The 11,589-nt window shown below is 71.9% G+C and carries 8 protein-coding genes; 2 read left to right on the forward strand and 6 right to left on the reverse strand.

The features are described 5' to 3' along the window. Nucleotides 1-127: 127 nt before the first annotated feature. From ACWD01_RS14455 to ACWD01_RS14465, 3 genes are read right to left on the reverse strand one after another with little or no spacing between them, the layout of a single operon-like run. A complete protein-coding gene (locus ACWD01_RS14455; RefSeq protein ID WP_451161577.1) occupies nucleotides 128-1,057 on the reverse strand; it encodes a carbohydrate ABC transporter permease in 930 nt (309 codons plus the stop codon). Beyond that, nucleotides 1,054-2,109, reverse strand: coding sequence for an ABC transporter permease (locus ACWD01_RS14460; RefSeq protein WP_451161579.1), 1,056 nt, complete (start codon nucleotides 2,107-2,109; stop codon nucleotides 1,054-1,056). The genes ACWD01_RS14455 and ACWD01_RS14460 overlap by 4 nt, the downstream gene beginning before the upstream one ends. 37 nt (nucleotides 2,110-2,146) lie before the next feature. Next, the gene (locus ACWD01_RS14465; RefSeq protein WP_451161581.1) at nucleotides 2,147-3,814 is read right to left on the reverse strand and encodes an extracellular solute-binding protein; all 1,668 of its coding nucleotides are present in this window, start codon (nucleotides 3,812-3,814) and stop codon (nucleotides 2,147-2,149) included. Nucleotides 3,815-4,148: 334 nt separating this feature from the next. Between ACWD01_RS14465 and ACWD01_RS14470 the strand changes: the two genes are divergently transcribed. Both ACWD01_RS14470 and ACWD01_RS14475 read left to right on the forward strand, forming a co-directional pair. After that, nucleotides 4,149-7,001, forward strand: coding sequence for a glycoside hydrolase family 3 C-terminal domain-containing protein (locus ACWD01_RS14470; protein WP_451161583.1), 2,853 nt, complete (start codon nucleotides 4,149-4,151; stop codon nucleotides 6,999-7,001). 125 nt (nucleotides 7,002-7,126) lie between these two features. Beyond that, nucleotides 7,127-8,635, forward strand: coding sequence for a DUF6056 family protein (locus ACWD01_RS14475; RefSeq protein ID WP_451161585.1), 1,509 nt, complete (start codon nucleotides 7,127-7,129; stop codon nucleotides 8,633-8,635). Here ACWD01_RS14475 and ACWD01_RS14480 read toward each other — a convergent pair. The 3 genes from ACWD01_RS14480 to ACWD01_RS14490 form a co-directional block, all read right to left on the reverse strand. Further along, the gene (locus ACWD01_RS14480) at nucleotides 8,610-9,587 is read right to left on the reverse strand and encodes a glycosyltransferase family 2 protein (RefSeq protein ID WP_451161587.1); all 978 of its coding nucleotides are present in this window, start codon (nucleotides 9,585-9,587) and stop codon (nucleotides 8,610-8,612) included. The genes ACWD01_RS14475 and ACWD01_RS14480 overlap by 26 nt on opposite strands. Nucleotides 9,588-9,734: 147 nt before the next feature. After that, nucleotides 9,735-10,658: a lytic polysaccharide monooxygenase gene (locus ACWD01_RS14485; protein ID WP_451161589.1), complete on the reverse strand. Its 924-nt coding sequence runs from the start codon at nucleotides 10,656-10,658 to the stop codon at nucleotides 9,735-9,737. Nucleotides 10,659-10,754: 96 nt separating this feature from the next. Then, on the reverse strand, nucleotides 10,755-11,168 hold the full coding sequence (locus ACWD01_RS14490) for a CBS domain-containing protein (protein WP_451161895.1): 414 nt from the start codon (nucleotides 11,166-11,168) through the stop codon (nucleotides 10,755-10,757). Nucleotides 11,169-11,589 lie beyond the last annotated feature (421 nt).

Here is an 11,589-nt window from a genome sequence, read left to right on the forward strand (position 1 = left end):
ACCTCTATCCGTGAGAGGCGGGCGGGGGGGTGTGGTGAGGGCCGCCGTGTCCGGCTGTCGTCAGGTACGGCCGGACACGGCGGCGGTTCGTGGGCGCGCGCCGAGAACAGCGCGCGCGGGGTGGGCGTCAGCCCTTGACCGCGCCGGTGAGCATGCCCTTCTTGAAGTGCCGCTGGACGAACGGCGACAGCACGGCGACCGGCAGCAGGGCGAGCACCATGACGGCCATCTGGATGGACAGGGGCGAGAGCTGGCCGGTGTTGATGGCCTGCGCAAGTCCCGTCGGCCGTTCCTGTCTGAGGACGAGCTGCATCATCACGTTCTGCAGCGGCATCATGTCCTGGTCGCTCAGATAGATGGAGGCGTTGAACCAGGCACTCCAGTAACCGACCGCGTAGAACAGGGAGATGACGGCCAGCACCGCGCGCGACAGCGGCATGACGATCTGCCACAGGATCCTGGCGTCGCCCGCGCCGTCGATCCGGGCGCTGTCGATGAGTTCGGGCGCGACACTCATGAAGAAGGAGCGCAGGACGAGGATGTTGAAGACGTTCACCGCGCTGGGCAGGATCAGCGCGAGATAGGTGTCGGTCAGTCCGAGCCCCTGCACCAGCAGATAGGTGGGGATGAGGCCCGCGCCGAAGAACATCGTGGCGAGCAGGCTCATCAGCAGCGGCCGGTGCAGCACCGAGCCGGTGCGGGAGAGCCCGTAGGCGCACAGCACCGACACCGTCATGCTGAACAGCGTGCCGACGAGCGTGACGCCGAGGCTCACCAGCGCGGCCCTGGTGACCTGGCCGCCGCCGAGCAGTTCCTGGTAGGCGACGAAGGTGACCCCGCGGGGGACGACGACCAGGCCGCCCGCCTCGGTGATGGTCTTCACCGACGACACGCTGGTCACGAGGACGATCCACAGCGGGAACAGGACGGCGGCGCAGGCCAGGGTCAGGACCAGACCCTTGGCCGCGAGGCCCGCGGGGCGCGGCTGCTCCTCCCAGGCCGGCCGCAGCCGGCCGCGGGTCCCCGCACTCCGTTTGACGCCCAGAACGAGGCTCATCGCTTGTACACCCCCTGTTCGCCCATCATGTGAGCGACCTTGTTGGCCGCCAGCACCAGGCAGAGGCCGAAGATTCCCTTGACGATGCCGACGGCGGCCGCGTAGCTGAAGTCACCGAACTGGATGCCGACGTTCCAGACGTAGGTGTCGAGGACCTCCGCGGCGGTGGGGCCGACGGCGGTGCGCTGGAGGAGGATCTGCTCGAAGCCCACCGTCAGGGCGTTGCCGACCTGGAGGACGAGCAGCAGGGCCACCACCGGGCGCAGCGCGGGCAGCGTCACGTGCCACATGCGCCGCCACCGCGAGGCGCCGTCCATCGCGGCGGCCTCGTACAGATCGGGGCTGACGGCGGACAGGGCGGCGAGGAAGACGATGACGCCCCAGCCGGCGTCCTTCCAGACCATCTCGAAGGTGACGAGGAACTTGAACAGTCCCGGGTTCGTCATCAGGTCGATGCCCTCGTGGCCGTGTTCGCGCAGCGTCTGGGCGAGCATGCCGGCGCCGCCGAACATCTGCTGGAAGACGGTGACGACCAGCACCCAGGAGAAGAAGTGCGGCAGATACAGGATCGCCTGGGCGACGGCGCGCACCCGGGGCCGGACGAAGCTGTTGATGAGCAGCGCCAGCAGGATCGGCACGGGGAAGAACAGGGTGAGCTGCACCAGGAAGATCGCCAGGGTGTTGCCCAGCGCCTGCCAGAACAGCCGGTCCTCCACCATCCGCGTGAAGTGCTCGACCCCGACCCAGGGGCTGCGGGCCATGGCCTGCCACGCGTTGTCGCCTATGTAGGGGTCGTAGTGCTGGAAGGCGACCACGTTGCCGAGCAGCGGTATGTAGTTGAAGACCAGTACCAGCAGCACGGCCGGCAGCGTCATCAGGATCAGCGTGCGGTCGCGCCGCAGCCGGATCCGCCAGGTGATCCCGCCCACGCCGGCGGCGCGTGCGGCCGGCGCGGCCCCCGGCGGTCCCGGGGGCGCCTCCTCGCCGTCCCCCGGCGGCGCCTGGCTGTCGTCGGTGGTACGGGCGGGGCCCGCCACCTTGCTCTGCGACACGTTCTCTCTCCTCGTTCCCCGTCCGCCGGCCGGCCGCTCAGGACGCCTGGCCGCCGGACTCCTCGAGCAGCTTCCGGTACCAGTCGCGGAGCTGGTCGCCGCCGCGTGAACGCCAGTCGGAGACGGCCTGCTGCATGTCGGCGACCTTCTTGCGGCCGCGGACGATGTCCTTCTCCAGGTCCTCGAACTGGCTGCTGAGCTCGACCCAGCGGTTCGGCTCCTGGATCTGCATGCCGTAGAACAGGGGCTTGGTGAGGAAGGCGCCCATGCGCTGCTGCCAGCGGACCATGCCCTCGGCGACGTCCGGGTGGTTGGGGTAGGCGAAGAACTGCTGGGGGCTCGCGATGTACTCGTAGGTGGCGAAGACCTGGTTGTTGCCGGTCTCCGTCTTGGTGATCTCGTCGCCCTCGACGGTGTGGTGGACGCCCTCGACGCCGTAGGCCTTCAGGCGCTGCTCCTTGGTGCCGTAGGGGGCGGCGGTGAAGTTGGCGATGGCGAGGATGTCGCGGATCGTCCTTTCGTCGGCGTTCTTGTTGATGAACGCCCAGATGTTGGACGGCGAGCCGGCGTAGAGGCGGGGCTTGCCGCCGTCGTGGTGGAAGTAGTCCATGGCGGCCATGGCGAAGTCCGGGTTGTCGCCGCGCTGGACGACGGTCTTGCCGTACCAGTCGGAGATGTCCGCGTTGTACATCCACACCTTGCCGGCGGCGAAGAGATTGCCGATGTCGCCGGTCTCGGCCTTGGCGTCGGGGTGGACGAGGCCCGCGGAGTAGAGGGAGCGGGACCACTCGAGGGCTTCGAGGTACTCGTCGGTCTCGATACGGTGGACCAGCTTGTCGCCGACGAGCTTCCAGCAGGTGGGCTTCTCGTCGAGCACGCCGAAGAACTTGTACGCGGCCCAGGTCATGTCGCCGCAGCCCCAGACCTTGTTCCTGGCCGAGGTGACCTCCTTGGCCAGGTCGAAGAACTCCTGGGTGGTGGTGGGCGCCTCGTACCCCTTCTCCTTGAAGAGGTCGACCCGGTAGAACGGCGCGATGTTGGGGATGTCGCTGGCCGGCATGGGCAGGCCGCGCAGCTTGCCGCCGAAGACGGCCCGCTGCCAGGCGCCGGTGGGGATCGCCGCCAGGTTGGGGTACTCCTTGACCTTGTCGCCCGAGAGGTAGGGGCCGAGGTCGGCGAACTTGTTGTTGATGGCGCTCGGTATCTTGCCGCCGAGCTCCCAGCCGGGGACGACGACGGCGTCCGGGATGGAGCTGGAGGCGAGGACGGCGCCGAGCTTCTGCCCGTAGGTGTTGCCGTCCTGGTTCTGCCAGTTCACCTTGACGCCGATGGCCTCGTCCATCGCGGTCCAGTACGGGTTGCCGGACTTGGGCGGCGTGCCCCACAGGGGGGCCATGACCGTGACCGTGCCGCCCTGGCCGAGCTTCTTCGGGACCGAGACGGCGAGCTGCGCGGCCGGCAGGGCGGTGGTGAAGCCCAGCGCGGAGCCGTTCTTGCTCGGCACGTCGGGCTCCACGACGTCGGAGCCCACGAAGGTCGGCAGGATGTCCTGGAGCTTCTTGCCGGTGGTGGCTCCTTCGGCGCTTTCGCCCCCGGAGGAACCGCTGCAGGCGCCGAGCAGCGGTACGCCGCCGGCGACGGCCGCCGCGGCGACCGCGGTGGAGGCGAGGAACGATCTCCGGCTGGGGCTCTGGGCGTTGGGCATGGCGTCAACCCTTTCCTCACGCGGGCAGCCGGCGCATGAGTGATCGGCTTCGCGTAGGTGTGTCGGCGGATGTGTGGCGGCGACGAGCGGTGCGCTCCCTGCGAAACACAGTCGAAGCGCTTCGAAGCTGCAGCGAGGTTAAGTGAGGATTGCAAGCCGTTCAAGAGTCGAAGCGAAATTGACCGGAGGCCCGTTGCGGACCGCATCGTTCCCGGGGCGGGCTTCGGCGGGAGCTGGGACGATACTGGCCTGCACGTCTTGACACACCGCATCGGGCGACCCAGCATCGAAGCGCTTCGAATACTTTCCGGTTCCGCCATCCCGAGGGACTCCTGTGACCGACATTCATCCCCCTTTCCGTGACGGCCGGCTGCCCGTCCACGAGCGCGTGGAGGATCTGCTCCGGCGGCTCACGCTCGACGAGCGGATCGCGATGCTCCACCAGTTCGCGCCCGCCGTCGAACGCCTGGGCGTCGGCGCCTTCCGCACCGGCCAGGAGGCGCTGCACGGGGTCGCCTGGATGGGCGCCGCCACCGTGTTCCCCCAGGCCGTCGGGCTGGGCGCGACCTGGAACGAGGAACTGGTGCGCCGGGTGGGCGAGGCGGTCGGCGCCGAGACGCGCGCCATGCGCGCCCGCGACCCGCGGGTCGGGCTGAACGTCTGGGCCCCGACGGTGAATCTGCTGCGGCACCCGCTGTGGGGCCGCAACGAGGAGGGGTACTCCGAGGACCCCCTGCTGACGTCCGCCATCGCCGTCGCCTACACCCGCGGCCTGCGCGGCGACGACCCCGTCCACTGGCGCACCGCCCCGGTGCTCAAGCACTGGCTGGCGCACAACAACGAGACGGACCGGGACACCTGTTCCTCCTCGGTCCGGCCGCGCGTGCTGCACGAGTACGACCTGCGGGCCTTCCGCGCGGCCGTGGAGGCGGGCGCGGTCGCCGGGGTGATGCCGTCCTACAACCTCGTCAACGGGCGGCCCAACCATGTCTCCCCGCAGCTGGGCGCGGAGCTGCGGAGCTGGACCGACCGGTCGCTGGTGGTGTGCTCGGACGCGGGCGCCCCGTCCAACCTGGTCGACTCGGAGCACTACTTCGACACCCACGAGGAGGCCACGGCCGCCGCGCTGCGCGCCGGCGTCGACAGCTTCACCGACCACGGCCAGGACTCCTCGGTCATGACCGGCCGGGTGCGCGGCGCCTACGAGCGGGGCCTGATCGACGAGAAGGACATCGACCGGGCCGTACGCCGGCTGCTGCGGATGCGGTTCGACCTCGGCGAGTTCGACCCCGGCGCCGGTCCGTACGCCGGCGAGGCGGACTTCGACACCCCCGGGCACCGGGCGCTCGCCCAGGAGTGCGCCGAGCAGGCGGTGGTGCTGCTCAAGAACGACGCGCTGCTGCCGGTCGCCGAGGGCGCGCGGATCGCGGTCGTCGGTCTGCTCGCGGACGAGTGCAAGCTCGACTGGTACAGCGGCACGCTGATCCACCGCTCCACCCCGCTCGACGGACTGCGGGAGCGGTTCGGCGCGGGGAACGTCGTCTTCGCCGAGGGCATGGACCGCGTCCGGCTGCGGTGCGGGGACGCCTGGGTGCGGGTGCCCGAGCCCTCGGAGCCGCTGCCGGAGCAGGCGCGGGGCGCCGAGGGAGCCCTGGACCCGGCGCTGCTCGCCGGACGCACCGATCTGCCGCCGCTGACCTGCTCCGGCGCGTCCGCCGACGAGGCGACCGGGCTGGCGGTGGCCGACTGGGGTCACGGCGTGCTCACCTTCCGCGCCCCCGACGGGCGGTATCTGTCCGTCGCCGAGGACGGTTTCCTCCGCGCCTCCGCCGACCAGCCCGGCGGCTGGGTCGTCCACGAGACGTTCCGGCTGCGGAAGCACGGCGCGGGACACCTCCTGGAGCACATCGGGACGGGCAGGTACGTCTCTGTCGCCGCCGACGGCCTGAAGGTTGCCGACATCGGGGATGTTTTCGGCGTCGAGGTCACCGAGCGCGGCGAGGACGCGGTCGCCGCGGCCGCGGCCCGCGCCGACGTGGTGGTCGTCGTCGCCGGGAACGACCCGCACATCAACGGCCGGGAGACCGAGGACCGCCGCACGCTCGCCCTGCCGGAGCATCAGGACCGGCTGTGGCGCGCCGCCCTGGCCGCCAACCCGCGCACGGCGCTGGTGCTGGCCTCCTCGTACCCGTACGCGGTCGCCGACGCGCACGCCGCACTGCCCGCCCTGCTGTGGTCGGCGCACGGCGGCCAGGCGGCGGGCGCCGCACTGGCCCGGGTCCTCGCGGGCGACGTCTCCCCCGCCGGGCGGCTGCCGCAGACCTGGTACGCGGCCGACGCCGACCTCCCCGGACTGCTCGACTACGACATCATCGGCGGCGGCCAGACCTACCTCTACTTCCGGGGTACGCCGCTCTACCCGTTCGGCCACGGCCTGTCCTACGCGTCGTTCCGCTACGAGGACCTGACGGCGGTCGCCGAGGGCGACACGGTCCACGTGTCCCTCACCGTCACCAACACCGGCGCCGTCACCGCCGACGAGGTCGTCCAGCTCTACACCCGGGCCCTGGACTGCCCGGTGCCGCGCCCGTCGCGCCAACTGGCCGCCCACCGCCGGATCCCGCTGGCCCCGGGCGCGGCCCGGCGGGTCGAGTTCACGGTCCCGGTCGCCGAACTGGGCTTCTGGGACGTGGCCCGGGGGCGCTGGACGGTCACCGCGGGCCGGTACGAGTTCCTGGCCGGCGCGTCGAGCGCCGACATCCGGCTGACGGCCGCCGTCGGGATCGACGGCGAGACGCCCGCTCCGCGCACGGTGGTGGGACGTCCGGTCGAGGCAGCCGACTACGACGAGCAGCGCGGCACCCTGATCGTGGACCGGACCAGGACCTCCGGGGACTCCGTGACACCGGCCGCCGAGAGCGCCCCCGGTGAGCTGGTCTTCCGCCGGTGCGGCCTCGAAGGCGCCGCGTCGGTGTCCGTCGAGGTGTCCGCGACGGGCCGGGGCGCCGTCGAACTGCGGCTGGCGGACGGGACGGTCCTGGCGGCCTTCGACGTGCCGGCCACGGGCGGCGTGTACGACTACGTCACGTCCGGCAGCGGTCTCTCGCAGGACGTCGACGGTCCGCAGGACGTCCATGTCGGACTGCGCGGTCCCGTCCGGCTCGCGCGGCTGCTCTTCTCGGCATAACGCCACAACGGCCCCGCGGCTTGTCGGTGCGGTCCGTGATCTTGCCTGCCGGAGAATGGAACGCGACCTCGTGGATTCACCTCTTCGAGGTCGGTTTCTCAGCTCTCCGGAAAGGCAGTGGTGGCATGGCCCTCGACGCACCGGGCGTCACCGTCGCACGCGACGACGAACCCCTTGCGCCGGGGGACGGCCCGCCCGGGCCGCTCGCCCGATGTCGGTCCCTGTGGCCGATGGCCCTCTCCCTGCTGCCGCTGGGGCTCCTCGGGCTGGCGTCCTGGTACGGCCGGCATGTACGGCCGAGCGCCGACGAGTGGTGCTTTCTGCCCGTGGTCCGCGAGGACGGCATCGCCGGTCTGATCGGCAAGTTCTGGTTCACCGACAACGGGCGGCTCGCCAACGGCCTGCTGGTCGGTCTGTACGCCGAGTTCCCGGTCGCCGGACACCAGTGGTTCGGCCCGGTCAGCGCTCTGGTGATGGCGGCGCTGCTGTGGGCGCTCACCGTTCAGGTGCTGCGCAGGACCGGGCAGCGGGTGCCGCGCGGCGTGCCGCTGCTGGTGGCCGCGATGATCTGCGCGGTGTTCCTGTTCGCCACGCCCAACACGTACAAGACGTTCTACTGGCCGGCCGCGTCCGTCTCGCACACCCTCGCCCCGGTGCTGGCGTGCGCGGCGGCGCTGCCGCTGCTGTGCGCCCGTGGTCGGGGCGGCCGGGCGGCCGCGCTGGTGACGGTGGCCGTCGCCGGCGTGTTCATCGGGACGCTGTCGGAGGAGGTGGCGGTCGTCGCGCTGGTGGTGCTCTCCTGCGTGGTGCTCTTCGCCCACCGGATCTTCGCCGAGCGGGCGCGCCGCTTCGCACGGGTGTGGTCGCTGGCGGGGGCCGCCGGAGTCGCGGTCGGCACCCTGCTGTTGGTGACCTCGCCCGGTTCGCGCAGCCGGCGCGAGCGGTACGGCGCGGAGAGCACGACGTCCATGCTGGCCCCGGATTCCCTGCTGGGTGCGCTGCGCGGCTACGCGCAGATCCTCGAGACGGTGCTCACCACCTGGCAGTACGCCGGAGCGGTCGCGGCCGGTGTCCTGCTGGGCCTGGTGGCACGCGGCCGGCGGGCCGGGCCGCCGGTGCTGCTGCCGCCGCGGCCGCTCTTCCTCACCGGTCTCGGAGCGCTGGCCTTCCTGGTGTCCGGCTATCTGTGCACCGTCATCACCTACCCGGTCTTCGGCGCGAAGGTGGTCACCACCGAGCGGACGTGGAACGACTATCTGCTGCTGTACGTCCTGCTGCTGGTGGCGGCCGGCGCGTTCGCCGGCCGGGCGCTCCGCCCGCGCCTGGCCGGGCGGCGGACGGGCGCGGCGAAGGCGGTGGCCGCCGCCGTGTGCGCCACGGCGGTCGTGGGGCTCGTGGGGCCGCTGACCGGTCTGGGGCACGACATGCAGGTGCGGGCCGAGCGGTGGGACCGTCAGGACCGCTTCCTGCGCGAGGGCGCTGCGCGGGGAGCTACGGAGCTGCCGTACACCCCGTTGTCGGTCGGCAGGATGCTGGAGCCGTTCAGCCAGAACGGGCGCAGGGCGTGGCCCGCGCAGTGCGTCGCCGACTACTACCGCCTGGACAGGGTCACTTACTCGACACGGCCTCCCTGACCCGCCCGTCCGCCTGCGCGAGGCCGCTGCCGCCGCTCTCCCGGACCACGTAGTGGGGCCGGCCCTTGACCTCGTGGTAGATGCGGCCCACGTACTCGCCGATGACCCCGAGAGTGGCGAGCTGGATCCCGGCGAGCCCCACGACGGCGGCGATCAGCGTCGCGTACCCGGGGGTGTCGACGCCGTCGAGGAGTACGTTGCCGACGACCCACAGCGCGTAGGCGAACGCCGACAGGAACAGCCACAGCCCGGTGTGGATCGCCAGCCGCAGCGGACGGCTGTTGAAGGAGAGCAGCCCGTCGATGCCGTACTCGACCAGCCGCCGCCCGCCCCACTTGGAGCGGCCCGCGGCTCGCCGCACATTGGTGTACGTGAAGCTGACGGTGTCGAAGCCGATCCAGGAGAACAGCCCCTTGGAGAAGCGGTTGGACTCGGGCATGGTCAGCAGGGCGTCGACGGCCCGGCGGGACAGCAGCCTGAAGTCACCGGCCCCGTCGACGACTTCGACGTCCATGGAGCGGCGCACCAGACGGTAGTAGGCCTGGCTCAGCACCGTCCGCAGCCTGCCTTCACCCGTGCGGTCCCGCTGGGCGACGACCTGGTCGTAGCCGTGGCGGTGCAGCTCCAGCATCCGGGGCAGCAGGTGGGGCGGATGCTGGAGATCGGCGTCCATGAGGACGACCGCGTCACCGCGGGCCGTGCGCAGCCCGGCGAGCATCGCGGACTCCTTGCCGAAGTTGCGGCTGAGGGAGGTGTAGCGGACGCGGGGGTCGGCCGCCGCGAGTTCCTTGAGGCGTGCCCTGGTCCCGTCGCCGCTGCCGTCGTCGACGTAGCAGATCTCGAAGGCCGTGGCGGCCGGTTCGAGGGCCCCGGTCAGCTCCCGGTGGAAGGCGTCGATGACGTCCTCCTCGTTGAAGCACGGCACGACGACCGAAGTATGGACCGTTGTCATCTCACTCCATGCGCTCTGGCGGACCGGCTGCTTCCCCGCAGCCCGCTGCACGGAGGAAGAGGGCAGCAGGGACACCGGGGTTGCCTTCACGCTGGCGCGGAGATCGGTTCGCCATCGAGGATTGGGCCGTCGGCGGGCGCGTCCGGGTCAGATCCCCCTACGGCGCCGGAGCACCAGGGAGCCGCAGAGGAAGACGAGCGCGAGAGCGGCGGCGCCGACGCCGACCAGGATGGTGGCGCGCTCCCCGGCGACGCCGCCCGCGGCCGCCGGGGCGGGGGCAGGGGCGGACGAGGGAGCGGACGACGGAGTCGGGGCGGGGGTGGCGTCGGGAGCCGGCGGGGCGGGGGCGGACTGCGGCGGGGACGCGGGCGGAGCCGCCGGTGCGGGCGGGGGCGGCGGTCCGGGCTGTGCGCCGCTCTGCTGGACGTCCTCGTCGGGGGTGAGGACCAGGTCCGAGCACGAGTAGTAGGTGTCGGGCGTGTCCGTGTTCCGCCAAACGACATAGAGCACATGACGGCCCGTGAGCCCGGTGGGCAGACGCGCGCCGATCCGGTACGCCCCGTCCTCGAGCGCCGGGTCGGTGGCCGTGGCGAAGGGGCGGGTGTCGAGATCGGCCCAGGTCAGCGCCCGGGCCAGGTCGTACCCCTGGCGGGTCAGATACAGCTCGAACGTTCCTTGGTGCGGGATGGTCGAGCGGTAGGTGAGGGTGAACGTGCCGCCCGCCTTCAGCGGCGTGGCGGGCCAGTCGGCGCGGGCGGCGTCGAGGCCGCGGTACGCGTCGAGGCCAGCGCTGCACAGTCGTCCGTCGGGCACCGCCGCACGGTCCCTGCCGCCGACGCCGGGCAGCCGCAGGTTGTCCCAGGCACCGATCGCCCCGCCGTTCGCGGCGACGGCGGCCCGGCAGGCGCCCGACGCGCGCTGCGCCCCTTCGAGCCCGCAGACCGCGGTCCTGCTGACCGGGTCGGTGGGCGCCCCGTGCGCCCGGGCGGGACCGGCGACGGCCGGCAGGAGCAGCGCGGCGGCGGCGACGGCCGGCAGGGCGGACGGGGCGATGCGGCGACGTCCGGTCATCGGCTCGGACCTCCTCGGTGCTCGATCGGCTGCCGTGGAGTACGTCCGTGCCGGGGCCGGCGTTCAGTGCGGCGGGCGCACGGGGGCGGGCGGAGGTCAGGTGGAGATGGCTTCGAGCAGATCGCCGACCTTGGGCTCGGGCAGGGCGCGCGCGACGTCGGCCTGGGCGACGATGCCGACCAGCGTGTGGCCGTCGATCACCGGGAGCCGGCGTACCTTGTGGCGGCTCATCGTCCGCAGGATCTCCTCGGCCTCGTCGTCCGCGCCGATGGTCACGACTTCGCCCTGGGCGAGGTCACGGGCCTTCACCTGGGCGGGGTCCTTGCCGGCGCCGAGGACCTTCACGACGATGTCGCGGTCGGTGAGCATCCCCTTGAGCCTTTCGTCGGTGCCGCAGATGGGCAGGGCTCCGACGCCGAGCTCGGTCATCTTCTTGGCCGCCTCCAGGGCGGTCTCGTTGGCGCCGACGCAGGTGGCGTCCGGGGTCATGATCTCGCGTGCGGTCGTCATGGTGGACTTCTCCTCCTCGCTGCGGGTCTCCTCGGTGCGGGGCTGTGCGCCCGGGGTGGTGTCCGGCGGGGCGGCGAGCACGCCGTCGTCGCGGCGCAGGACCGCATAGCCCACCCCGATGCCGATGGCGACGGGCCATTCCAGTACTTCCGCGGCTCCGAGGACGCCCAGGCCCAGATAGAGCGGGAGACCCTTCTTGGCGGGCAGGACCTGCCGGGCGACGGCGACGGGGAGCATGGCCGCGTTGAGCGCGCCGCTCGCGACCTGGCCGGGTGAGGGCATGGACAGGGACACCGTGCGCTGCTTCCCCTCCGACGACGGTGGGGTGCCCTCGGACGCGGGCCCGCCGGGGCGCTCGCTCTGGGCGACGGTTCCGGTGCCGGACGGAGGGTGAGTTCGGGGTGTGGAGGTCACGGATATC

It is taken from the genome of Streptomyces sp. NPDC002835 (genome assembly GCF_053591995.1).